Origin of the sequence: Streptomyces thermodiastaticus, from assembly GCF_014656135.1 — a bacterium.
In the GTDB taxonomy this organism is placed as follows: domain Bacteria; phylum Actinomycetota; class Actinomycetes; order Streptomycetales; family Streptomycetaceae; genus Streptomyces; species Streptomyces thermodiastaticus.
In genome coordinates this window covers 113,540-135,179 of sequence record NZ_BNBV01000003.1, presented here as the reverse complement: position 1 = coordinate 135,179, position 21,640 = coordinate 113,540, and the positions used below count along the sequence as shown (strand labels likewise).

General features: G+C 72.9%; 18 protein-coding genes and 2 pseudogenes. 9 read left to right on the top strand and 11 right to left on the bottom strand.

Going from position 1 to position 21,640, the window contains the following annotated elements; all coding sequences use genetic code 11:
- Genes hisB through hisD form a run of 3 tightly spaced genes read right to left on the bottom strand, consistent with a single transcriptional unit; the run spans position 1 to position 3,031 of the window.
- Positions 1-594 (bottom strand): imidazoleglycerol-phosphate dehydratase HisB, encoded by a 594-nt coding sequence (gene hisB / locus IE286_RS04195; RefSeq protein WP_189795226.1) that lies wholly within the window; start codon positions 592-594, stop codon positions 1-3.
- Positions 591-1,709, bottom strand: coding sequence for a histidinol-phosphate transaminase (locus IE286_RS04190; protein ID WP_189795225.1), 1,119 nt, complete (start codon positions 1,707-1,709; stop codon positions 591-593). The genes hisB and IE286_RS04190 overlap by 4 nt, the downstream gene beginning before the upstream one ends.
- The gene (gene hisD / locus IE286_RS04185) at positions 1,706-3,031 is read right to left on the bottom strand and encodes a histidinol dehydrogenase (protein ID WP_189795224.1); all 1,326 of its coding nucleotides are present in this window, start codon (positions 3,029-3,031) and stop codon (positions 1,706-1,708) included. Before hisD ends, IE286_RS04190 begins: the two co-directional genes overlap by 4 nt.
- A 203-nt stretch (positions 3,032-3,234) precedes the next feature.
- Between hisD and IE286_RS04180 the strand changes: the two genes are divergently transcribed.
- The 4 genes from IE286_RS04180 to ybaK all read left to right on the top strand — a co-directional run bounded on the left by IE286_RS04180 (position 3,235) and on the right by ybaK (position 7,406).
- Positions 3,235-4,812: an oxidoreductase gene (locus tag IE286_RS04180; protein WP_189795223.1), complete on the top strand. Its 1,578-nt coding sequence runs from the start codon at positions 3,235-3,237 to the stop codon at positions 4,810-4,812.
- A gap of 258 nt (positions 4,813-5,070) precedes the next feature.
- The gene (locus IE286_RS04175) at positions 5,071-6,081 is read left to right on the top strand and encodes a hypothetical protein (protein ID WP_372462491.1); all 1,011 of its coding nucleotides are present in this window, start codon (positions 5,071-5,073) and stop codon (positions 6,079-6,081) included.
- Positions 6,082-6,126: 45 nt separating this feature from the next.
- Entirely contained in the window at positions 6,127-6,864 is a 738-nt protein-coding gene (locus IE286_RS04170) for an LON peptidase substrate-binding domain-containing protein (protein ID WP_189795221.1), read from the top strand.
- A gap of 44 nt (positions 6,865-6,908) precedes the next feature.
- Complete coding sequence (gene ybaK / locus IE286_RS04165; RefSeq protein ID WP_189795220.1) at positions 6,909-7,406, top strand: Cys-tRNA(Pro) deacylase; 498 nt, start codon at positions 6,909-6,911, stop codon at positions 7,404-7,406.
- Positions 7,407-7,443: 37 nt separating this feature from the next.
- Here ybaK and IE286_RS04160 read toward each other — a convergent pair whose 3' ends face one another.
- From IE286_RS04160 to IE286_RS04145, 4 genes are all read right to left on the bottom strand, one after another.
- The gene (locus tag IE286_RS04160) at positions 7,444-8,184 is read right to left on the bottom strand and encodes an AAA family ATPase (protein WP_189795219.1); all 741 of its coding nucleotides are present in this window, start codon (positions 8,182-8,184) and stop codon (positions 7,444-7,446) included.
- 39 nt (positions 8,185-8,223) lie between these two features.
- Positions 8,224-9,048 carry an ABC transporter permease gene (locus IE286_RS04155; RefSeq protein ID WP_189795218.1) on the bottom strand — a complete coding sequence of 275 codons (825 nt, stop codon included), beginning with the start codon at positions 9,046-9,048 and terminating at the stop codon, positions 8,224-8,226.
- Between the two features lie 130 nt (positions 9,049-9,178).
- A complete protein-coding gene (locus IE286_RS04150) occupies positions 9,179-10,153 on the bottom strand; it encodes an ABC transporter ATP-binding protein (RefSeq protein WP_189795430.1) in 975 nt (324 codons plus the stop codon).
- A 138-nt stretch (positions 10,154-10,291) separates the two neighbouring features.
- Positions 10,292-11,503: an NYN domain-containing protein gene (locus IE286_RS04145; protein ID WP_189795217.1), complete on the bottom strand. Its 1,212-nt coding sequence runs from the start codon at positions 11,501-11,503 to the stop codon at positions 10,292-10,294.
- A gap of 262 nt (positions 11,504-11,765) precedes the next feature.
- Between IE286_RS04145 and IE286_RS04140 the strand changes: the two genes are divergently transcribed.
- Entirely contained in the window at positions 11,766-11,936 is a 171-nt protein-coding gene (locus tag IE286_RS04140) for a hypothetical protein (RefSeq protein ID WP_189795216.1), read from the top strand.
- A gap of 139 nt (positions 11,937-12,075) precedes the next feature.
- Here IE286_RS04140 and dnaE read toward each other — a convergent pair whose 3' ends face one another.
- Positions 12,076-15,615 carry a DNA polymerase III subunit alpha gene (gene dnaE, locus IE286_RS04135; RefSeq protein ID WP_189795215.1) on the bottom strand — a complete coding sequence of 1,180 codons (3,540 nt, stop codon included), beginning with the start codon at positions 15,613-15,615 and terminating at the stop codon, positions 12,076-12,078.
- A gap of 207 nt (positions 15,616-15,822) precedes the next feature.
- On the opposite strand from dnaE, the gene IE286_RS04130 reads away from it, so the two are divergent.
- From IE286_RS04130 to IE286_RS04120, 3 genes are all read left to right on the top strand, one after another.
- Positions 15,823-17,172, top strand: coding sequence for a DUF2252 domain-containing protein (locus IE286_RS04130; protein WP_189795214.1), 1,350 nt, complete (start codon positions 15,823-15,825; stop codon positions 17,170-17,172).
- A 67-nt stretch (positions 17,173-17,239) separates the two neighbouring features.
- Complete coding sequence (locus IE286_RS04125) at positions 17,240-17,956, top strand: hypothetical protein (protein WP_189795213.1); 717 nt, start codon at positions 17,240-17,242, stop codon at positions 17,954-17,956.
- 84 nt (positions 17,957-18,040) lie between these two features.
- Positions 18,041-18,883: a thioredoxin domain-containing protein gene (locus IE286_RS04120; protein ID WP_189795212.1), complete on the top strand. Its 843-nt coding sequence runs from the start codon at positions 18,041-18,043 to the stop codon at positions 18,881-18,883.
- Positions 18,884-19,019: 136 nt separating this feature from the next.
- On the opposite strand, the gene IE286_RS04115 is transcribed toward IE286_RS04120, so the two are convergent.
- Together IE286_RS04115 and IE286_RS04110 are read right to left on the bottom strand one after the other, a co-directional pair.
- Complete coding sequence (locus IE286_RS04115) at positions 19,020-19,598, bottom strand: dienelactone hydrolase family protein (RefSeq protein ID WP_189795211.1); 579 nt, start codon at positions 19,596-19,598, stop codon at positions 19,020-19,022.
- 56 nt (positions 19,599-19,654) lie between these two features.
- Complete coding sequence (locus IE286_RS04110; RefSeq protein ID WP_189795210.1) at positions 19,655-20,395, bottom strand: SDR family NAD(P)-dependent oxidoreductase; 741 nt, start codon at positions 20,393-20,395, stop codon at positions 19,655-19,657.
- 252 nt (positions 20,396-20,647) lie between these two features.
- On the opposite strand from IE286_RS04110, the pseudogene IE286_RS27840 reads away from it, so the two are divergent.
- Positions 20,648-20,809, top strand: a pseudogene (locus IE286_RS27840) (Na+/H+ antiporter); the annotation flags it as partial.
- On the opposite strand, the pseudogene IE286_RS04105 reads toward IE286_RS27840, so the two are convergent.
- Positions 20,808-21,560: pseudogene (locus IE286_RS04105) on the bottom strand (cation:proton antiporter domain-containing protein); the annotation flags it as partial. The pseudogenes IE286_RS27840 and IE286_RS04105 sit on opposite strands and share 2 nt — an antisense overlap.
- Between the last annotated feature and the right edge of the window lie 80 nt (positions 21,561-21,640).

Sequence of the window (21,640 nt, the reverse complement as noted above, 5' to 3'; positions counted from 1 at the left end):
TTACAGGGCGCCCTTCGTCGAGGGCAGGATGCCCACCGCCCGCGGGTCGCGCTCGCTGGCGTAGCGCAGCGCCCGCGCCAGCGCCTTGAACTGGCACTCGACGATGTGGTGGGCGTTGCGGCCGTAGGGCACGTGCACGTGCAGGGCGACCTGGGCCTGGGCGACGAAGGACTCCAGGATGTGCCGGGTCATCGTGGTGTCGTACTCGCCGATCATCGGCGCCATGTTCTCCGGCTCGGTGTGCACCAGGTAGGGGCGGCCGGAGAGGTCCACGGTGACCTGGGCGAGGGACTCGTCCAGCGGGACCGAGCAGGTGCCGAAGCGGTAGATGCCCACCTTGTCGCCGAGCGCCTGCTTGAAGGCGGCGCCCAGCGCCAGCGCGGTGTCCTCGATGGTGTGGTGGGAGTCGATGTGCAGGTCGCCGTCGGTCTTGACGGTCAGGTCGAACAGCCCGTGCCGGCCGAGCTGGTCGAGCATGTGGTCGAAGAAGCCGACACCGGTGGCGATGTCGGTCCGGCCGGTGCCGTCGAGGTCGATCTCGACCAGGACGGAGGTCTCCTTGGTGGTGCGCTCCACGCGCCCGACGCGGCTCATCCGCTCAGCTCCACTTCCTTCTTGAGTTCGCGCACCGCATCGAGGAACGCGTCGTTCTCGGCCGGGGTCCCGGCCGTCACCCTGAGCCGTCCGGGCACCCCGTTGTCCCGGACGAGCACGCCGCGGTCGAGGATCTTCCGCCAGGCCTCGTGGGCGTCGGCGAACCGGCCGAACTGCACGAAGTTGGCGTCCGAGGCGGTGACCTCGTAGCCCATCGCGCGCAGCTCATCGGCCAGCCGGTCCCGCTCCCGCTTGAGCTGCTCGACGTAGCCGAGCAGCGTGTCGGTGTGCTCCAGGGCCGCGAGCGCGGTCACCTGGGTGATCGCGGACAGGTGGTAGGGCAGCCGGACCAGCTGCACGGCGTCCACGACGGCGGGGTGCGCGGCGAGGTAGCCCAGGCGCAGTCCGGCCGCGCCGAACGCCTTGGACATGGTGCGCGAGATCACCAGGTGCGGGCGGCCCTTGAGCAGCGGCAGCAGCGAGGAGCCGTGGCTGAACTCGACGTAGGCCTCGTCGACGATCACCATCGACGGCTTCGCCGCCTGCGCGGCCTCGTACAGCGCGACGACGGTCTCGCGCGGGACGGCGTTGCCGGTGGGGTTGTTGGGGGTGGTGATGAAGACGACGTCCGGGCAGTGCTCGGCGATCGCCTTCTCGGCGGCGGCGAGGTCGATGGCGAAGTCCTCGTCGCGGGGGCCGGAGATCCAGCCGGTGCCGGTGCCACGCGCGATGAGCGCGTGCATCGAGTACGACGGCTCGAAGCCCATCGCCGTGCGGCCGGGGCCGCCGAAGGCCTGCAGCAGCTGCTGGATGACCTCGTTGGACCCGTTGGCGGCCCAGACGTTGCGCAGGCCGACCTCGTGACCGCCGGTGCGCGTCAGGTATGCGGCGAGCGCGGTGCGCAGCTCCACCGCGTCCCGGTCGGGGTAGCGGTTCAGGCCGCGGGCGGCCTCGCGCACCCGTTCGGCGATCCGCTCGACCAGCGGCTCGGGCAGCGGGTAGGGGTTCTCGTTGGTGTTCAGCCGTACGGGGACGTCCAGCTGGGGCGCGCCGTAGGGGGACGTGCCGCGCAGCTCGTCCCGTACGGGGAGGTCGTCGATCCGCACGTCGCTCACTTGCTCTCGGGTACCTTCCAGCCGAACCTCGCCTTGACCGCCGCGCCGTGGGCCGGGAGGTCCTCGGCCTCCGCAAGCGTCACCACGTGGTGGGCGACCTCGGCGAGGGCGTCGCGGCTGTAGTCGACGATGTGGATGCCGCGCAGGAAGGACTGCACGGACAGGCCGGAGGAGTGGCAGGCGCAGCCGCCGGTGGGCAGGACGTGGTTGGAGCCGGCCGCGTAGTCGCCGAGGGAGACCGGCGCCCAGGGGCCGATGAAGATCGCGCCGGCGTTGTGCACCCGGTCGGCGACCGCGGCGGCGTCGGCGGTCTGGATCTCCAGGTGCTCGGCGCCGTAGGCGTCGACCACCCGCAGGCCCTCCTCGATCCCGTCGACCAGGACGATCGCGGACTGCTTGCCGGACAGGGCCGGGCGGATCCGGTCCTCGACGTGCTTGGTGGCCGCGACCTGCGGCTCCAGCTCCTTCTCGACCGCGTCGGCCAGCTCCGCGGAGTCGGTGACCAGGACCGCGGCGGCCAGCGGGTCGTGCTCGGCCTGGCTGATCAGGTCGGCGGCGACGTGCACCGGGTCGGCGGTGGAGTCGGCGAGGATCGCGATCTCGGTGGGGCCTGCCTCGGCGTCGATGCCGATCCGGCCGGTGAAGTACCGCTTGGCGGCCGCGACCCAGATGTTGCCGGGGCCGGTGACCATGGTCACGGGCGGGCAGGACTCGGTGCCGTAGGCGAACATCGCCACGGCGGTGGCGCCGCCCGCGGCGTACACCTCGTCCACGCCGAGCAGGGCGCAGGCGGCGAGGATGGTCGGGTGCGGCAGCCCGCCGAACTCGGCCTGGGCCGGGGAGGCGAGCGCGACGGACTCGACACCGGCCTCCTGGGCGGGCACGGCGTTCATGACCACGGAGGACGGGTACACCGACCGGCCGCCGGGCGCGTACAGCCCGACCCGCTGCACCGGCACCCACTTCTCGGTGACCGAGCCGCCGGGCACCACCTGCGTGGTGTGCGCGGTGCGGCGCTGTTCGCGGTGGACGAGCCGGGCGCGGCGGATGGACTCCTCCAGGGCGGCACGCACGTCCGGATCGAGGCGGTCCAGCGCGTCCTTCAGCGCCTGACGCGGGACCCGGACGGATTCCAGCCGCACGCCGTCGAACTGCTCGGCGAACTCGATCAGCGCCGCGTCGCCGCGATGATGCACGGCCTCGCAGATCGGACGCACCTTCTCCAGGGCGGCCGCGACGTCGAAGTCGGCTCGGGGCAGCAGGTCGCGCAGGGCGGGACCCTCGGGGAGGGCGCCGCCGCGCAGATCGATACGGGAGATCACGTCTCCAATTCTCTCAGATGGCCCTCGTGCCCCGTTCACCTGTATCGGTGGCTGATACAGAACCCCTCCACAGGCGTATTCCGGCCTTCCTCTGAAATCGGACGATCCCCCTCACGCAACGCGTTCCAACCGTCACCCAGCGGGCATCACCGATGGTACGAAGCGGCAGAACTCACAGGGAGACAGGAGAAGAGGGACGAACCGTGACAGAGGTTACCGGCGCCCGTGCCGGGGACCTGCCGGACGACCTGACCGCCGTCGAGGCCGGGATGTGGCAGGCCTTCCGCAACGGCAGCGTGTACGACCTGCGCAGCGGGGACCCCGCGGTGGACGACCCGCACGGCGGACATCCCTGGGGACCCGAACGGACGGTGCGCGGGCGTGTCGTGTGCTGGCTGCTGCTGGACGGGCCGCCGGCGCTGCCCGGGCGGGTGGCGGCACTGAAGCTGGCCGGGCTGCGGATCAAGGGCGCCGTGGACCTGGCCGGGGGCACCGTGGTGCCGTACGTGGAGCTGAACGGCTGCCGCTTCGACGAGGAGGTGCGCCTGCCCGAGGCACGGCTGTCCACCATACGGCTGGTGAACTGCGCGCTGCCCCGCCTGGAGGCGGCCCGCCTGCACACCGAGGGCGACCTGCACTTACCCCGGTGCCGCATCCGGCGCGGCATACGGCTGACCGACGCGCAGATCGGCACGGACCTGCTGCTCAACCAGGCCGTGGTGGACCGGGACCGCACCGGCCGGTCCATCGCGGCGGACGGGCTGACGGTCGGGCAGGACCTCCAGGCGGACCTGCTGCAGGCGCACGGCGAGATCAGTCTGCGCAGCGCCTCGATCGGCGCATCGCTCGGCCTGCGCGGCGCGCGGCTGTCCGCCCCCTGCGGCCGGTACGCGCTCAACGCGCCGCAGCTGACGGTCGGGCGCGCGCTGTACCTGACCCCGGCCGGGGTGGGCGGCCCGCCGCTGCGCCAGGTGACGCCCGAGCGCGGGACGCTGTTCCGGCCCTTCGCCTGCCGGGGCGGGGTGCGGCTGGACGACGGACGGTTCGGCGAGGCGGTGGACCTCGGCCACGCCCGCTTCGACCTCGTCGGACCGCAGGAGCTGTCCCTGCGCCGGGTGCAGACGCCGGAACTGCGTTTCCTGTGCGAGCGGCCGCGGGGCGGCCGGGTGCTGCTGTCCGGGACGCGCATCGCCACCCTGGTCGACCGCGCCGGCAGCTGGCCCGGCCCCGGCGGACTGCAGATGAACGGCTTCGTCTACGAGAACCTGGTGCCTCGCGGCCCGTTCCCGCTGACCGCCCGCCTGGCCTGGGTGGAGGCGGCCACCGAGGAGTACAACCCGGAGCCGTACGAGCGGCTGGCGGCGGTGCTGCGGGAGGCCGGCGAGGACGAGGACGCGCGCGAGGTGCTGCTGGCCAAGCACCGCCGCCGCCGGCAGACGCTGCCGCCGGCCGGCAAGCTGTGGGGCTACGTCCAGGACGTCACCGTGGCCTACGGCTACCGTCCCGGCCGGGCCGCGGTGTGGATGGCGGTGCTGTGGGCGGCCGGCTCGGTGGCCTTCGCCCACGCCGACCGCCCGCCGGCCGGGTCCGGCGACCGCCCCGACTGGAACCCCTCCCTGTTCGTCCTCGACCTGCTGCTGCCGGTGGTGGATCTGAACCAGGCGAGCCAGTGGCAGGTCGACGGCGTCTGGCAGTGGCTCGCGGCGGCGATGGTGCTGCTGGGCTGGGTGCTGGCGACCACGGTGACGGCGGGCGCCACCCGGCTGCTGCGGCGGAATTAGGACAGGTCCCAGGCCGACGGTGCGCGCGGGGGTGTCAGGCGGTCAAGACGGCGAGGCCGCAGGCCGCGAGGGCACCTCCGGCCCGGCCGCGCCCCGGCCGCCGGCCTCCGGGACCGGTCTCCGGGGCACGGGACAGGCCCCCGAACTCGTTGAACTCTCACATTTTTACTGTCTCTTGACCATCTGGCGTACAACCTTCGACCGGCTTCGCCGTACCCCTGGCGCGCATCCGACCTGCGTTTTTCAATGGTGCGCACCATGGCTTTGCTGCCCCTGTTCCACCGTCCGGCCCACAGAAGAACGACCGCCCCGCGCCCCGCCGCCGCCCTGCCCGAGGACACGGTGCCGGCCGACGACGAGGTGTTCCTCGACGCGCCCGACGAACACCTGGGGCCGGCCCTGGTCGCCGCCGCCCGGGGCGCGTACGGGCCGGTGTCCCGTCTGCTGGCCGGAACCCGGGAGCGCGGCGCGTGGGAGGACCGGGACGGGTACGTGCTGCGGCTGGCCGCCTTCGCCCGCTCCCGGCCCGAGTGGCTGCAGCGCTGGCGCGCCGCCGCCCCGCACGACCCGGACGCGCTGCTGGTGGCGGCCCAGCTCGCCCTGGACCACGCCTGGCCCTCGCCGGGCCGCGCCGAACTGCTGCGCGAGGTCAGCCCCCTGATCACGGCCGCCGCGCGCGGCGACGACCGGGACCCGGTGCCCTGGCGGGTCGCGCTGGACCACGCGCGCGGCAGCCGCGCCGGGCACCGGTACGTCGAGGAGCTGTGGGAGGCCGCGGTGCGCCGGGCCCCGCACCACTACGGCTGCCATGCGTCCGCGCTGCGCTATCTGGCCGAGATCTGGCGGGGCGCCCACCACGAGTGCCTGGATTTCGCCGAACGGGCCGCCCAGGACGCGCCGGCCGGATCGCTGGTGCAGGCGCTGCCGGCGCGGGCGGCCTTCGCGTGTCTGGCCGACGCGGACCTGAGCGAGCTGCCGCGCGAGCGGCTCGACGCGGCGGCTGACCGGGCGATCGCCTTCTCCCGCGGCCTGCCGCCGGCCGACATCCGCGTGGCGGAGATCCGCAATCTGCTGATGTACGTGCTGATCCGGCTCGGCCGGCACCGGGACGCGCTCGCCCAGGCCCGGCTCATCGGCCCGTACGCCACCTCCTTCCCGTGGGACCGCGTCTCGGACGATCCGCTGGGCCTGTTCCTGCGGCTGCGCGCCGACGTCGGCGCGGCACCGCCCGCACCGCCGTCCCTGCCTCCGGCCGCCCGGCGGGGCTGAACGGGGCCGCCGCGCCAGCGGGCACGGCCAGTAGGCTTTTGCGCCGTGACGACCGTCCGCCTGCCGCTCTTCCCGCTGAACACGGTGCTGTTCCCCGGGCTGGTGCTCCCGCTGAACGTCTTCGAGGAGCGCTACCGCGCCATGATGCGCAGCCTGCTGGCCCTGCCCGAGGACGCGCGCCGGTTCGCCGTCGTGGCCATCCGCGACGGCCACGAGGTGGCTCCGAGCGCTCCGGGCCTGCCGGATCCGACGGCACTGCCCGAGCGCGGGGCGGCGGCCGGTTTCGGGCCCGACCCGGCCCGGGCGTTCCACAAGGTGGGCTGCGTGGCGGACGCGGCATCGATCCGGCAGCGGCCCGACGGCACCTTCGAGGTGCTGGTGACCGGCACCGTCCGGGTACGGCTGCTGTCGGTGGACGCCTCCGGCCCGTTCCTCACCGCTCACCTGGAGCAGCTGCCCGAGGAGCCCGGCGACGAGGCGGAGGCCCTGGCCGAGGGGGTGCTGCGGGCGTTCAGGCAGTACCAGAAGCAGCTGGCGGGCGCCCGGGAGCGGTCGCTGACCACCAGCGCGCAGCTGCCGGAGGAGCCGCGGGTGGTGTCGTACCTGGTGGCGGCGGCGATGGTGCTGGACACGCCGACGAAGCAGCGGCTGCTGCAGGCGCCGGACACCACCTCGCGGCTGCGCGACGAGCTGAATCTCCTCCGCTCGGAGACGGCCATCCTGCGCAGTCTGCCGTCGTTGCCGGCGCCGGAGCTGACACGCGCTCCGACGAGCCTCAACTGACGCGGCCGGCCGGCGTGCCGGCGGAGAGGGAGACCAGGCGGGAGATGGCGAAGAAGGCGAAGAAGCAGCAGGCCGGGGGCACGCCGGCGACGGTGGCCCTGGCCGCGGCGGGCGTGGCGCACACCGTGCGCTCCTACGACCACGATCCCTCTCACCCCTCCTACGGCGAGGAGGCGGCCGAGGCGCTGGGGGTGCCCCCGGAGCGGGTGTTCAAGACGCTGGTGGCGGAGGTCGACGGCCGGCTGACGGTGGCCGTGGTCCCGGTGGCCGGGTCGCTGGATCTCAAGGCCCTGGCGGCGGCGGTCGGGGGCAAGCGCGCGGCGATGGCCGACCCCACGCTCGCCGAGCGCACCACGGGCTATGTCCGCGGCGGCATCTCGCCGCTGGGCCAGCGCAAGAAGCTGCCCACCGTGCTGGACTCCTCCGCGACCGGCCACCCCACGATCTGCGTCTCGGCGGGCCGCCGCGGCCTGGAGGTCGAGCTGGCCCCGCTGGACCTGGCGAAGCTGACCGAGGCGGTGCTGGCCCCGATCGGCCGGTGAGAGGCCACGGGCCCGCGTGCGAGGCGCGAGTTTCGGGTCAGGCCGCGGGCGGGCCGTCGTGCGGCTCCGGGTGCGGGCCCTGCCCGGGCAGTTCGGGCTCGCGCGGGACGAACAGCGCGGTGAGCGCCAGGTGCACCACGAGCGCGGCCACCGGCCAGGCCAGCAGGGCTCCCTTGGCGCCCAGCTTGAGCGGCGCCGGGAAGGTCACGCCCTCGCCGACGGCCCTGGCGTGCGCCACCACGTCCCCCTGCGGGCCCAGCCACACCCCGAGCCGCCAGGCCAGCAGCGAGCCGAGCAGCCCGCCCAGGCACAGCGCCACCGCGGACGCCACCCCGCCGCGCCGCCACGCGAGGAACACGGCGACCGCGCTGACGACGCCGAAGGCCAGGCCGAGCAGGGTGAAGGTGCCGTCCACGCCGACGGCCTGCTCGCCCTCGGAGTCCTTGAGGTAGACGACCCAGGTGTGGTCGCTGATCTGCCCCACCAGCGGCACCCGCGGGGCCAGCCACAGCCAGGCGAGCCCCAGCAGCACTCCGCCCAGCGCCACGGCGACCAGCGCCACGGCCGACCGGCGCACCTCGGTCTTCCATCCGGGGCCGGCGGCCTCGGGCGCCGTGGCCCGACCGGGGTGGGCCGGTGTGCCCGGCACGGCCGCGCCGGCGGGCGGCTGCGCGGGCTGCGGTTCCGGGTCCTGCTGCGGGCCGGACGTCCGGCCGGACGGAACGGACTGCGAGGAGTGCCGGTCGGGCTGCGGTGGTGGAGTCAACGGAGCGGTCACCCTGTCATCGTGCCAGTCGAGGTCGCCGTGCCGGTCGGGTCACCGGACGGCTGCCCGCCGGTAGGCCCAGGTGGCCACCGCCAGCGAGACGACGCCGACCGCGGCGCACACGGCCATGTCCACGCCGACCAGGGTCCAGTCCGGGCGGGCGTCGAAGGTCCGGGCGTAGGCCTCCACACCGTACGTCGAGGGCAGCAGGTCGCGCAGGAACCGCACCGGCTGCGGCATGCGCTCGGGCGGCAGAACCCCCAGCAGCAGCGCCGCGGACATCCCCAGCTGCCCCAGCAGGGTGGCCAGCTCGGGCCGGGGGGCGAGCAGGCCGAAGGCCGCGCCGAGCCCCGAGAGCGCGGCGCCCGCGAGCGGGATCACGGCCACGAGTACCCACAGGTTGCCCAGCGGCAACCCGAACAGCACGCAGCCGAACACCGCGGTCACCAGGGTGCCCGGCACGGTGAAGGACGCGTAGGCGGCCGCCGCGCCCAGCACCACCGCGGCGGGCGGCACCGGCAGCGTGGCGTAGTGGTCGAGCCCGCCGCCGGCGCGCAGCTGGCCGAAGTACTGCGCGAGCAGGTTCAGCGCGACGAAGGCGACCACGACGATCGCGGCGCCGGCCACCACGGAGTGGGCCTCCTTGCCGCCCCCGACCACGCCCCGCAGCATGATCATGATGCCGACGGACTGGAAGGTCGCCACGAACAGCAGCGGGATCCGCGCCACCCGCGCCCGGGACAGCTGCGCCCGGTACACGGCCGCGAGGGACGGCCACAGCCGGGCGCGCGGGCCCAGCTCGGCGGGCGGCGTCTCCCCTGCGCCGCCCTGCGCGGCCGGCGTGCCGGCCAGCACGTCGGCGGGTACGACACTCACGTCGAACTGCTCCTTCTCGCTCCGGCGTGCTCCCCCGCGGCGCCGGCTCCGGCGCCGGCCCGCACGCCCGCCTTCTCACCCCGCGCGGCCCGGGCGGGACGGCGTGCGGCGCGGGCGTCCTGCGCGCGCCTCATGCCTTCACCAGCCCCTGCCGCGCGGAGCCGCCCAGCGCCAGATAGACGTCCTCCAGGCTGGGCGTGGTCAGGGTGAAGTCGTCCAGTGCGGCGAAGGCGTCCCCGCCGGTGACCGTGGCCACCACGGCGCGGGCCTCATCGGGGGGCAGCCGCAGCGTCCAGCGGCGCCCCGACTCCTGGGCCCGCTCACGCAGCGCGGCCACCTCGGGCACCTGCAGTGGTGCCCGCTCGCGCCACACCAGTTCCACCCGCACCTCGCCGGAGACCCGCTCCTTCAGGCCGGCCGGGGTGTCGCAGGCGATGACCCGGCCGGCGTCGAGGACGGCGACCCTGTCGAGGACGGTCTCGGCCTCGATGACGTTGTGGGTGACCAGCACGACCGTGGTGCCGCGCTCGGCGCGCCGCCGGTCCACGGCGGACCACACCGCGCGGCGGGCCACGGGGTCCATGCCGGTGGTCGGCTCGTCCAGCACCAGCAGCGGGCGCTCGCCCATCAGCGCGGCGGCGAAGCAGGCCAGCCGGCGCTGGCCGCCGGACAGCTTCTTCAGCGGGCGCGAGGCGATCGGGGTCAGGCCCAGTTCGTCGAGGACGGCGTCCCGCTCGGCCCGGGCCCGCCGGGCGTCCAGGCCGCGCAGCCGTCCGGTGGTCTCGGCGGCGAGCGCGACGGTCAGCTCGTCCAGGGCCGTGGACTCCTGGCCGAGGTAGGCGAGGATCCGCGCGGCCCGCTCGGGGTGGGCCACGATGTCGTGGCCCAAGATCGTCACGCTGCCCTTGTCCGGGCGCATCAGCCCGGTGAGCTGGCGGACCAGGGTGGACTTGCCGGCGCCGTTGGGTCCGAGCAGGCCGAAGATCTCGCCGCGCCGCACGTCCAGTTCCACGCCGTCGGTGGCGCGGACCTCGTCAGTGCCGGGGGCGCCGCGCCGGCCGCGGGACGCCGGGTAGGTCTTGGTCAGTCCCCGCACCGCGCACACGACGTCGTCCCCGTGCCGCAGTGCCTGTCCCGCGCGCTCACTCACAAGGGAGGAGACTACGGGGTCGGTCTGCTTTACCCGTCCTTGGGGCGACTTCTGCCGGCACCCGGGCCCTCGGCGCGGCGGCGGCCGCTCGCCTCAGTCGCCCCCCGGGGCGTGCTCGGTGCCCGTGTGGACGCCGATCTCCCGCCAGAACCCGGCCCGGATGGCATACCGGTCGCGCTCGTCGATCTGGTCGTCCTTGTGGGCCAGCAGGCCGAAGCGGGCGGCGTAGCGCAGCAGCTCGCCGTCGATGCGGTGCGGGATGCGCGGGTACATCGACGACAGCTTCTGCAGATGGCCGCGGTCGCCGAGGCGTTCCACCCAGCGGCGGGCGAAGACCTGCCCGACCTCGTACGGGTCGCCGCCGACGGTGGTGATGTCCTCCTCGCGGTCCGCCCAGCGCTGCTCCGCGGTGGTCAGCTGGGCGAGGGTGGGCATGGAGGCGGCCTCGGGCGGTTCGGCGAAGACGCCGGAGCGGTCGACCCAGCCGCGGTCGGAGGACCAGCGCAGGGTCGCCGTGGCGGGGTGCTGGACGCTCGCGGTGCCGGAGGCGCGCAGGGCGGCCAGGTCCTTGGGGGTGGGCACGCCCTTGGCGGGCAGCCGCTCCTCGGTGCCGGCCCGGGCGGCGGGCTGCGGCGCGGGGCCGCGGTCCTCGGCGGGGCGCTCGCCGGCCGCGGAGAGGGCGGACTCGGGCAGCGGCGCGGAGAGGATCGCGGCGATCGGGCCGGGCGCGGGCGGCGGGGCGCACACGGCGCCCGTCTCCTTGGCGTGGACGGCCTTGGTGATCCAGGAGCGGTCCAGGACGCGGCGTTCGTCGGCCTCGGCGACCAGGTCCTCGGACTGGTTGTAGTCGCCGTCGGCGGCCTGCACGGCCCACAGGTGGACGGCGACGCCGTGCTCCTTGGCGGCCATCATGCCGGGCAGCAGATCGCCGTCGCCGGTGACCAGGACCACGTCGGAGCAGGCGCGGTTGCGGGCCAGCTCGGTGAGTTCGGCGTGCATGGCCGCGTCGACGCCCTTCTGCGCCCAGCGTCCGTCGCTGCGGGTCAGGGCGCCCAGGCGGACGGTGACCCGGGGCATCACGCGCAGTCTGCGGTGCTCGGGCTGGGGGACGCGGTCGGGGGCGCCGTCGAACCAGTAGATGCGCAGCAGGGGCCGCCCGGTGTCGGACTCGGCCTGGTCGCGCAGTTGCTGGACGAGCGCGGTGTGGTCGACGGTGATCCGGGACCGCGACGGCTCTCCGGCGAGGAGGCTCGCGGCGGCCCCCAGCAAGTACCCGGCGTCCACCAGGACGACGCAGCGGTCCACGCGCTCCACCCTCTTTCCGGGAGGTGACTTCGGGCATCGTGCCCGAGGTCGTGCCTCGGGGTTGCTTTCGGGGTCTGTTTCGAGTCTGCCCGACGGCACCCGGGTTGACGGCCCGGACTCGATCTTCGGCGTGGCGTTCCGGGGCCGTGCGACCCGATGAGCCGTGTTACATACGGTAATTATCCGACATGCGTTCATTGTCGGCGTGTGTGAATCTGGTCCCGGCCCTGGCCCCTAGATCCCCCACAGGAGGCTGATCACCATGGCCAAGAACCGCAAGCAGGACCGCAGCCGGCAGAAGGCGTCCGTGGCCGCGAACGGCCCGCAGGAGACGGAGCACTCGATGACCGAGTCGCAGCCGGAGCACGGCGCGCAGCCCGGGCAGCCCGCCGGAGGGCGCAAGGGCCGGCAGAAGCGTTTCGGCCACAACTGAGGCCGTCCCGCCGAGTGATGGCCCGCGGCCCGGCGCCGCATCGGCGCGGCGGTGATGCGGTGGCCGGCACGGCAGGAAACGCCACGAGGGGCGTACCCGGCGGACCGGGCACGCCCCTTGCTTCTCGTCCGGCGGCTGATCAGCCGGACAGGCAGGACGGGCCGAGCAGCACCTTCAGATCGCCGTACAGGGCGGGGTCGGGCTTGACCCGGTGCCGGTCCAGGCGCAGCACGGTGGTCTTGCGCGGGCCCTGCAGCTTGATCCGCACCTCGCTGTCGCCCTTGTGGTTCTCCAGGATCTCGCCGAGGCGGCTGACCATGGGCGGGGTGACCTTCAGCGCCGGGATGCTGAGCACCACCGGTGCGTTGCTGCCGGTCGCGGTCAGGTCGGGGACCATCAGCTCCATCGCCACCAGCCGCGGCACGTCCTCCCGCTTGTCCAGCCGGCCCTTGACGAACACCACGGCGTCCTCCACGAGTTGGGTGGACACCAGCTGGTAGGTCGCGGGGAAGAACATGCACTCGATGGAGCCGGCGAGGTCCTCCACGGTGGCGATCGCCCAGGCGTTGCCCTGCTTGGTCATCTTGCGCTGCAGGCCGGAGATGATGCCGCCGATGGTGACGACCGCGCCGTCGGCGAAGTCGCCGCCGGTGAGCTGGGAGATGCCCGCGTCCGCCTTGTCGGCCAGGACGTTCTCCAGGCCGAACAGCGGATGGTCGGAGACGTACAGGCCGAGCATCTCGCGTTCCTGGGCGAGCAGATAGCTCTTGTCCCACTCCTCGGGGGAGAACTCCACGTCGAGGCCGAAGCCGGGCTCGCCGCCGGTGTCCTCGCCCATCCCGCCGAAGAGGTCGAACTGGCCCTCGGCCTCCTTGCGCTTGACCGCGACCACATTGTCGATCATCGACTCGTACTTGGCCATCAGGCCCTTGCGGGTGTGCCCGAGGGTGTCGAAGGCGCCGGCCTTGATCAGCGACTCGGTGGTGCGCTTGTTGCAGACCACGGCCTCGACCTTGTCGAGGTAGTCGGGGAAGGAGGTGTACTTCCCCTTGGACTTGCGGGTCCTGATGATCGACTCGACGACGTTGTTGCCGACGTTGCGCACGGCGGACAGGCCGAAGAGGATCACGTCGTCGCCCTGCGCGGCGAAGTTCGGCTCCGACTCGTTGACGTTCGGCGGCAGCACCCGGATGCCCATGCGGCGGCACTCGTTGAGGTAGACGGCCGACTTGTCCTTGTCGTCCTTGACCGAGGTCAGCAGGGCGGCCATGTACTCGGCGGGGTGGTTGGCCTTCAGGTAGGCCGTCCAGTACGACACCAGGCCGTAGGCGGCCGAGTGCGCCTTGTTGAACGCGTAGCCGGCGAAGGGGACCAGCACGTCCCACAGCGCCTGGATGGCCTCGTCGCTGTAGCCCTTCTTGCGGGCGCCGGCCTGGAAGATGGTGAAGTTCTTCGCCAGTTCCTCGGGCTTCTTCTTGCCCATCACGCGGCGCAGGACGTCGGCCTCGCCGAGCGAGTAGCCGGCGATGATCTGGGCGGCCTTCTGCACCTGCTCCTGGTAGACGATCAGGCCGTAGGTGACGTCCAGGACCTCCTTGAGCGGCTCCTCCAGCTCCGGGTGGATGGGTGTGATCTCCTGCTGGCCGTTCTTGCGCAGCGCGTAGTTGATGTGGGAGTTCATGCCCATCGGGCCCGGCCGGTACAGGGCCGAGACGGCGGAGATGTCCTCGAAGTTGTCGGGCTTCATCATGCGCAGCAAGGAGCGCATGGGGCCGCCGTCGAACTGGAAGACGCCGAGGGTGTCGCCGCGCTGGAGCAGCTCGAAGGTTGTGGGGTCGTCCAGCGGCAGGCTGAGGAGATCGATGTCGATCCCCTTGTTCGCCTTCACCATCTTGACGGCGTCGTCCATGATGGTCAGGTTGCGCAGGCCCAGGAAGTCCATCTTCAGCAGGCCGAGCGACTCGCAGCTCGGGTAGTCCCACTGCGTGATGGTCACGCCGTCGGTGTGCCGGACCCAGACCGGGACGTGGTCGACGATGGGCTCGCTGGACATGATCACGCCGGCCGCGTGCACGCCCATCTGGCGCACCAGGCCCTCAACGCCGCGCGCGGTGTCGATGACCTTCTTCACGTCCGGCTCGTTCTCGTACATCGAGCGGACCTCGGCGGCCTCCGAGTAGCGGGGGTGCTCGGGGTCGGTGATGCCGGACAGCGGGATGCCCTTGCCGAGGACGTCGGCGGGCATGGCCTTGGTGATCCGGTCGCCCATGGCGTACGGGTAGCCCAGCACGCGGGCGGCGTCCTTGATCGCGTTCTTGGCCTTGATGGTGCCGTAGGTGCCGATCTGGGCGACCTTGTCGGCGCCGTACTTCTCGGTGACGTACCGGATGACCTCGGCGCGCCTGCGCTCGTCGAAGTCGATGTCGACGTCGGGCATCGAGATGCGCTCGGGGTTGAGGAAGCGCTCGAAGATCAGGCCGTGCGGGATCGGGTCGAGGTCGGTGATGCCCAGGGCGTAGGCGACGATCGAGCCCGCCGCGGAGCCACGGCCGGGGCCGACGGCGATGCCGTTCTTCTTGGCCCACATGATGAAGTCGGCGACCACCAGGAAGTAGCCAGGGAACCCCATCTGGATGATGACGTCCATCTCGTACTCGGCCTGCTTCTGGCGGTCCTCGGGGACGCCGTCCGGGTAGCGGCGCTGCAGGCCGCGCCGGACCTCCTCCTGGAACCAGGTGACCTCGGTGTAGCCCTCGGGGATGTCGAACTTGGGCATGAGGTCGCGCTTCTCGAACATGCCGGTGGTGTCGACCATCTCGGCGACGAGGAGCGTGTTGGCGCAGCCCTGCTGCCAGGCGTCCGAGGAGTCGATGGCGTACATCTCCTCGGTGGACTTCAGGTAGTAACCGGTGCCGTCGAACTTGAAGCGGTCGGGGTCGGAGAGGTTCTTCCCGGTCTGGATGCACAGCAGCGCGTCGTGCGCGGCGGCCTCGTGCGCATAGGTGTAGTGCGAGTCGTTGGTGACCAGCGGGGGGATGCCGAGCTTCTTGCCGATCTCCAGCAGGCCGTCGCGGACCCGGCGCTCGATCTCGATGCCGTGGTCCATCAGCTCCAGGAAGTACCGGTCCTTGCCGAAGATGTCCTGGTAGTCGGCGGCGGCCTTGAGGGCCTCGTCGAACTGGCCGAGCCGCAGCCGGGTCTGCACCTCGCCGGAGGGGCAGCCGGTGGAGGCGACGATGCCCTCCGACCACTGCGCGATGGTCTCCTTGTCCATCCGCGGCCACTTCTGCAGCCAGCCCTCGGCGTAGGCGTCGGAGGACAGGCGGAAGAGGTTGTGCAGACCGGTCTTGTTCACCGCCCACATCGTCTTGTGGGTGTAGCCGCCGGAGCCGGAGACGTCGTCCTTCTTCTGGTGCGGCTGGCCCCAGAAGATCTTGCGCTTGTTGCGCCGCGACTCGGGGGCGACGTACGCCTCGATGCCGATGATCGGGGTGATGCCGGCCTTCTTGGCGGAGTGGAAGAAGTCGTAGGCGCCGTGCAGGTTCCCGTGGTCGGACATGGCGATGTGCGTCATGCCCATCGTGGTGCAGGCCTCGAACATGTCCTTCAGCCGCGCGGCACCGTCCAGCAGCGAGTACTGCGTGTGGACGTGCAGGTGCGTGAACGGCGGCTTCGACACGGTGCTGCCTCCAGAGGAGAACGTCGGGCGGACGGCTTGCGGACGGTCCGGGGAACAGCGTCGAAGTCTATTCCCCACCGGTGACATCCGACGGCGTGTGCCACATCCGTCCGGGGGGACGCCGGGCACTTCCGCGCCCCACGGGACGTTGGCGGGAACGAAAGATCCGTTCCGTTTCCGTCCACCCGCATCAGGAGGCACCCGGCGATGTCCGTTCCCCAGCTTGGCGACGAGCAGCGCGGCGAGGAGATCCTCGCCGTCTTCGACACCGCCTTCGGCGAGCTGCTCGCCGCCGACCCGGCCGCGTTCCGTGTGAAGTTCCGCAAGATGGCGGCCTCGGCCTTCGCCTTCTACCGGGGGACGGCGTGCCTCTTCTACCACGATCTGGACAGCGGCACCGCCGGCTGGGGCGGCGGGCGCGGCCTGAACGGTCCCTACCTGGACGAGCGCACCTCCCGGGTGTGGATCCACGGCGACCTGCACGCGGAGAACTTCGGCACCTACATGGACTCCGGCGGCCGCCTGGTGTTCAACGTCAACGACTTCGACGAGGCCTACGTCGGCCCCTTCACCTGGGACCTGATGCGCTTCGCCGCCTCCGTCGCCCTCATCGGCTACGCCAAGGCGCTCAGCGACGACCAGATCACCGCCCTGGTCACCACCTTCGCGACCGCCTACCGGGAGCGCATCCACGCCCTGGCCACCGGCGCCAAGGACGACGAGGTGCCGCCCTTCACGCTGCACACCGCGCAGGGCCCGCTGCTTCACGCGCTGCGCTCCGCCCGCTCGCTGACCCGCTTCGGCCTGCTGGACTCCATGACCGAGATCCGCGACTTCGAACGCCGGTTCTCCTCCGGCGGCGGGGCGATCGAGCTGGACGCCGCCACCCGCTACAAGGTGCTGGCCGCCTTCGACGGCTACCTGGAGACGCTGCCGGAGAGCTCGCTGGCCCGCCCGGACTCCTACCGGGTCAAGGACGTGGTCGGCCGCCGCGGCATCGGCATCGGCTCCGCGGGCCTGCCCTCGTACAACATCCTGCTGGAGGGCAACAGCGACGCGCTGGAGAACGACGTCGTCATCTACATGAAGCAGGCCCAGACCCCGGCCGTCTCCCGGCACATCACCGACCCCGCGATCCGCACCTACTTCCGGCACGAGGGCCACCGGACGGTGATCTCGCAGCGCGCCCTGCAGGCGCACGCCGACCCGTGGCTGGGCTGGACCGAGCTGGACGGCGCCGGGCAGCTGGTCGCCGAGGTCTCGCCGTACGCCGTCGACCTGGCGTGGGACGACATCGACGACCCCGAGGAGATCGCCGCGGTGGTGGCCGACCTCGGGCGGGCCACGGCCGCCATGCACGCGGCCGCGGACGACACCTCCGGCGAGTCGCTGGTGCCGTTCTCCACCGAGCGCGCCATCGACGCGGCCATCGCGGCCGACGAGGAGGGCTTCGCCCCGCTGCTGGTGGACTTCGCGCACGCCTACGGCGCCCGGGCCCGCGCCGACCACCAGATCTTCGTGGACCTGTTCCGCAACGGACGCATTCCGGGTCTGTGACGAGGCGGTCGCACAGTCTTTCTTTAGGAACCTCTTACCGGCCCCCGTGCCACACTGTCCTACCGCTATGGACATATCCGGGACCCAGCTCAGAGCCGTGCGCGCGGCGCTGTTCACGGCCGTGGTCGTGACGCTCAGCACCGCGTCGCACGTGCTGCTGTCCCGGGCCCCGCTGCCGGCGGCCACGGTGGCCGCCGTCGCGGCGGCCGTGTTCGCACTCGCCTACGCGCTGGCGGGCCGTGAGCGCGGATTCGGGCGGATCGCCGCCCTGCTGGTGCCGCTGGAGCTGGCCGCGGACACCGTCTTCACCTCCGGCCAGCACGTCTGCTACGGCCCCGCGGGCGGCCCGGTGACCGGGCCGCTGCGCTCGGTGGGCTGGGACCTGCTGTGCGGCAACGGCACCGAGGTCGGCGCATCGCTGGCCCGGATGACCGGCACGGACACCGACGGGCTGGCCGCCCTGCTGGCCCACGCCGGCCCCGCCACCGCCTGGCTGCTGCTGGCCGCGCACGTCGCCGTCGGCCTGCTGGCGGCCGGCTGGCTGCGCCACGGCGAGCGGGCGCTTGCCCAGCTGCTGCGGGCGGTGGCCGCGACCACGTTCCGGCCGCTGCTGCTGGCGGTGGCGGTCGTCACCCACGGCCGCGTGCCCGCGGTGCGCCGGCCGGCCCGTACCGCCTCGCACGCCCCCGCGCTGCGCACCCTCCTCCTCGCCCGTGTCCTGGGACGGCGCGGACCGCCCCGCCCGGCGGCCCGCGCCCTCGGCGTCGCCCCCGGCCTCGGCTGAGCGGCGCCGGGTCACGCGCACGACCCGGTCCCCCACCCGTACCGTGCGCGGCACCGCCGCGCGTCCCACAGGAGACACACCACCATGAGCAAGCGCAACAGCCAGCAGGCGAAGACGGCGGCCCGGGAGCGGCTGCGTGCCGAGCGGGAGCGCGAGGCCAAGCGCGCCCGGGTCAAGCGGCAGCTGACGGTCGCCGGCGCGGTCGTCGTCGTGCTGGCGGCGGCCGGCGGCATAGGGTACGCCGTCGTCCAGGCCAACAAGCCCAGCCACTGGGAGGCCGTGAAGGACGAGAAGGTCGTCGCGCCCGCCCACACCTCGGGCAAGGACGGCACGACGGTCGTCATCGGCAAGAGCGACGCGAAGAAGACCCTGAAGGTCTACGAGGACCCGCGCTGCCCGATCTGCGCCCAGTTCGAGCAGACCGTCGGCCCGACCCTGAAGAAGGACATCGACGACGGCACGTTCAAGATGCAGTTCGTCGGCGGAACGTTCATCGACGGCGACGCGCTCGGCAAGGGCACGATCGGCTCGCGCGGCGAGGGCTCGAAGAACGCGATGAGCGCGCTGGGCGCCGCCCTGAACGTCAGCCCCGAGGCGTTCCTGGAGTACAAGAGCGCGCTGTACTCCGCCAAGTGGCACCCCGAGGAGACCACCGACAAGTTCAAGGACGACGACTACCTCATCGAGATCGCCAACACCGTCCCCGAGCTGAAGAACAACACCACGTTCCAGACGGCGGTGCGCAAGGGCACCTACGACGCCTGGGCGCTGGCGATGTCGAAGGCCTGGGACACCAACAAGGACGGCGTGACCGGCACGCCGAGCTTCGTCATGGACGGCAAGATCCTCACCACCCCCGGCACGCAGAACCCGCCGATGACGGTGGACGAGTTCAACTCCGTGATCGACGCGGCGCTCAAGGGCTGACCTGCCGCGGCCTTGCCGCACGACGAGCGGGCGGACGCACCGGGCGTCCGCCCGCTCTGTGGTTCCAGGCACGTCAGCGACCTTCTCCGGGCACACGGCGACGCCGGGAGGGCCCCGGCCGCCGGAGGGCTCCCGCTCAGGCCGCCTGGAGGCTGTCGAGGAAGCCGAGCGCCACCCGCCAGGTGGCCTCGGCGGCCTCCGCGTCGTAGTCCGGGTGGCCGGGGTCGGTGTACAGGTGGCCGGCCCCGGCGTAGCGGTACACCTCGACGTCGGCGCCGATCCGGCCCATCCGCAGGTACCAGGCGCTCAGCCAGTCGTCCGTCTCGAAGGGGTCGGGCTCGGCGACGTGCAGCTGCACCGGCAGGTCGTCCACCTGGACGTTGGGCGCGATGTCGGAGGTGCCGTGCAGAAGCAGCACGCCGCGGGCCTTGTCGTCGCCCAGCGCCAGCGTCTGCGCGATGGAGGCGCCCAGGGAGAACCCGGCGTACACCAGTCCGCGCTCCGAGTAGGGCGCCGCGGCCAGGACGGCCCGCCGCAGCAGCTCCTCCTTGCCGAGCCGGTCCTTGAAGGCCATGCCTTCCTCGACCGAGTCGAAGGTGCGCCCCTCGAACAGGTCCGGGGTCCACACCTCGTGCCCGGCCGCGCGCAGCCGGTCCGCGGCCTGGCGCACCGCGGGTGTGAGGCCATGGGTCGAGTGGAAGAGCATGATGTTCATGAGGCCATGGTGCCAGCCGGAGCGGGCGGCCCCCGGTGGAGGGCCGACCGCGCGGTTCAGTGGCCGCGTTCCGCCCCGCCGTTGACCTGGATGATCTGCGAGGTGATGTGCGCGGCGGCCGGGGAGGCCAGCCAGTGCAGGGTGGCGGCGACGTCGCCGGGGGTGCCGGGGCGCTTGTCCAGCGTCTCGGCGACCAGCCGCTCGCGGCGGGCGTCGTCCATCGTGTCGCCGAAGAAGGCGGTGTCCTCCACATAGCCGGGCGCCACGACGTTCACCGTGATGCCGTGCGGGCCCAGCTCGCGGGCCAGGGCGTGGGCGTAGGGGTGAAGGGCCGCCTTGGCGGCGGCGTAGGCGCCGCGGCCCGAGCCGCGGTAGGCGGCGATGGAGCTGAGGAACAGCACCCGTCCGCCGGGCTCGGCGAGCCGGCTCCTGAGCGCCTCGGTGAGCAGGACGGCGGTGAGCGTGTTGAGCCGGAAGGCGGTCGTCCAGTCGTCGGCGACGGCTTCGAGCGGATCCTCCCGTTCCTGCCGCGGCTCGAGCTGTCCGGAGCCTCCGGCACTGTGGATCAGGACGTCCACGGCGCCCATCTCGTCGGCCACGAACCGGGTGACGCCGCGCAGGGACGCCACGTCGGCGACGTCGGCGGCGTACGTGAGGGCACCGGGCACCCGCGCCTCGCGCAGCACGTCCGCGCGCCGTCCGAGCAGCAGGACCCGGTCGCCGTGGTCCGCGAACATCCGGGCCGTGGCCAGGCCGATGCCGGTGCCCGCCCCGCTGATCACCACGTTGCGCGTCATGATCACAGCTTGCGGCTCGCGCGGCGCGGCGGCAACCGTTGGGCGGCCGGTTCCCCAGGGCCTGCCGCTCGGATCGTCCCGGCGTCGCGGGGCCTGGCACGCGCTGATCCGGGCGACAGGCCCGGCCCGCGCCCAGCGCAGGCTGCGCACGTCCAGGTGACGCAGCACCCGGTCCACGCCTTTCCGGGTCGGCACCGGGCTCGCTGCGCACCGCCAGCACCTCGTGCCGGGCCGCGCTGAGCATCTCGCGCCGACGCCGACGACGTGATGACCCGGCCGGCCGGACACACCGTCTGGGACGTCGTCGACACCCTCGTCACCGGTGTCGCCTTCGGGCTGATCGGCCTGGAGCTGCACAACGCCCTCAACACCGCCTCCGGCCGCTGGGGCGAGCTGCTGGGCTGGTGGGCCGTGCGTACTCGGCCAGGACCAGCGCGGTGGTGAGCACGGCCAGGACCCCACAGCCGTGCAGCTCCTCGGCCAGTACGCAGGAGGCGTACGGCACGAGCAGGGTCAGCCCGATCTGGCAGGTGGCGTCCTCCAGCAGGCCCAGCAGCTCGTTCGCGCCCCAGCCCAGGGCGAAGCCCACGATCACCGCGACCACCGCGGACAGCACCAGGTCGAGCCCGGCCTTCCAGACGGAGAACTCGCCGCTGACGACGGCGGTATGGCGACGCGGTACAGCACGATCGCCGTGACGCCGTTGAACAGCCCCTCGCCCTCCAGGATCGACACCAGACGGCGGGGCAGTCCGAGCGGTCCGGCCACGGCGGTCGCCGCCACCGGGTCGGGCGGGGCCACCAGCGCGCCCAGCGCCACGGCGGCGGCCAGCGGCAGCCCCGGCACGATGGCGTGGGCGACGACGGCGACGCAGACGGTGGTGACGAACACCAGCGCCACGGCCAGCAGGAAGATCGGCCGTTTGTTCGCCGCGAACTGCCGCCAGGAGGTGCGCCGCACGGCGGCGTAGAGCAGCGGCGGCAGCAGCGTGGGCAGGATCAGCTCGGGCGGGAGGGATGTCGGCGTTCGGCACGAAGTCCGCCACGGCGAGGACCATCCCGAAGCGCGTCATCAGCGCCGGCGCGGGCAGCCCGAGGCGGTCGCCGACGGGCACGCTGATCACGGCACCGAGCAGGACGGCGAACAGCAGGGCCAGCTGGTCCACGGGCGGCGCTCCAGGGTCACTACGGGCCACGGCAGCCTCCAGCCTGCCAGGCCGCCCCGCTGACCTGCGCGGCGGCCTGG

Bases quoted from the DNA above. Each gene is read 5' to 3' on its own strand.
- IE286_RS04120 (WP_189795212.1), top strand. From the start codon at position 18,041: ATGAGCAAGCGCAACAGCCAGCAGGCGAAGACGGCGGCCCGGGAGCGG.
- IE286_RS04125 (WP_189795213.1), top strand. From the start codon at position 17,240: ATGGACATATCCGGGACCCAGCTCAGAGCCGTGCGCGCGGCGCTGTTC.
- ybaK (WP_189795220.1), top strand. From the start codon at position 6,909: ATGGCGAAGAAGGCGAAGAAGCAGCAGGCCGGGGGCACGCCGGCGACG.
- IE286_RS04110 (WP_189795210.1), bottom strand. From the start codon at position 20,395: ATGACGCGCAACGTGGTGATCAGCGGGGCGGGCACCGGCATCGGCCTG.
- IE286_RS04115 (WP_189795211.1), bottom strand. From the start codon at position 19,598: ATGAACATCATGCTCTTCCACTCGACCCATGGCCTCACACCCGCGGTG.
- IE286_RS04130 (WP_189795214.1), top strand. From the start codon at position 15,823: ATGTCCGTTCCCCAGCTTGGCGACGAGCAGCGCGGCGAGGAGATCCTC.
- IE286_RS04140 (WP_189795216.1), top strand. From the start codon at position 11,766: ATGGCCAAGAACCGCAAGCAGGACCGCAGCCGGCAGAAGGCGTCCGTG.
- IE286_RS04175 (WP_372462491.1), top strand. From the start codon at position 5,071: ATGGCTTTGCTGCCCCTGTTCCACCGTCCGGCCCACAGAAGAACGACC.
- hisB (WP_189795226.1), bottom strand. From the start codon at position 594: ATGAGCCGCGTCGGGCGCGTGGAGCGCACCACCAAGGAGACCTCCGTC.